The organism is Streptomyces sp. NPDC107654 (assembly GCF_055639035.1).
Map to the genome: position 1 here is coordinate 1,639 of NZ_JBVKBI010000060.1, position 1,332 is coordinate 2,970.

General features: G+C 56.3%; 1 rRNA gene (only partly in view). It reads left to right on the forward strand.

Going from position 1 to position 1,332, the window contains the following annotated elements:
- A 23S ribosomal RNA gene (locus tag ACZ7N4_RS39100) occupies nt 1-1,332 on the forward strand (its annotated part extends 1,638 nt beyond the left edge of the window); the annotation flags it as partial.

Here is a 1,332-nt window from a genome sequence, read left to right on the forward strand (position 1 = left end):
GTCTGAGACCTGATGCCGAGCCGATTGTGGTGAAGTGGATGATCCTATGCTGTCGAGAAAAGCCTCTAGCGAGTTTCATGGCGGCCCGTACCCTAAACCGACTCAGGTGGTCAGGTAGAGAATACCGAGGCGTTCGGGTGAACTATGGTTAAGGAACTCGGCAAAATGCCCCCGTAACTTCGGGAGAAGGGGGGCCACATCTGGTGATGAGCTTCGCGCTCTGAGCTGGGGGTGGCCGCAGAGACCAGCGAGAAGCGACTGTTTACTAAAAACACAGGTCCGTGCGAAGCCGTAAGGCGATGTATACGGACTGACGCCTGCCCGGTGCTGGAACGTTAAGGGGACCGGTTAGCTCACTTTCGGGTGGGCGAAGCTGAGAACTTAAGCGCCAGTAAACGGCGGTGGTAACTATAACCATCCTAAGGTAGCGAAATTCCTTGTCGGGTAAGTTCCGACCTGCACGAATGGCGTAACGACTTCTCGACTGTCTCAACCATAGGCCCGGTGAAATTGCACTACGAGTAAAGATGCTCGTTTCGCGCAGCAGGACGGAAAGACCCCGGGACCTTTACTACAGTTTGATATTGGTGTTCGGTTCGGCTTGTGTAGGATAGCTGGGAGACTTTGAAGCAGGCACGCCAGTGTTTGTGGAGTCGTCGTTGAAATACCAGTCTGGTCGTGCTGGATGTCTAACCTGGGTCCGTGATCCGGATCAGGGACAGTGTCTGATGGGTAGTTTAACTGGGGCGGTTGCCTCCTAAAGGGTAACGGAGGCGCCCAAAGGTTCCCTCAGCCTGGTTGGCAATCAGGTGTTGAGTGTAAGTGCACAAGGGAGCTTGACTGTGAGACCGACGGGTCGAGCAGGGACGAAAGTCGGGACTAGTGATCCGGCGGTGGCTTGTGGAAGCGCCGTCGCTCAACGGATAAAAGGTACCCCGGGGATAACAGGCTGATCTTCCCCAAGAGTCCATATCGACGGGATGGTTTGGCACCTCGATGTCGGCTCGTCGCATCCTGGGGCTGGAGTCGGTCCCAAGGGTTGGGCTGTTCGCCCATTAAAGCGGTACGCGAGCTGGGTTTAGAACGTCGTGAGACAGTTCGGTCCCTATCCGCTGTGCGCGTAGGAGTCTTGAGAAGGGCTGTCCCTAGTACGAGAGGACCGGGACGGACGAACCTCTGGTGTGCCAGTTGTTCTGCCAAGGGCATGGCTGGTTGGCTACGTTCGGGAGGGATAACCGCTGAAAGCATCTAAGCGGGAAGCCTGCTTCGAGATGAGGACTCCCACCCACTTGATGGGGTAAGGCTCCCAGTAGACGACTGGGTTGATAGGCC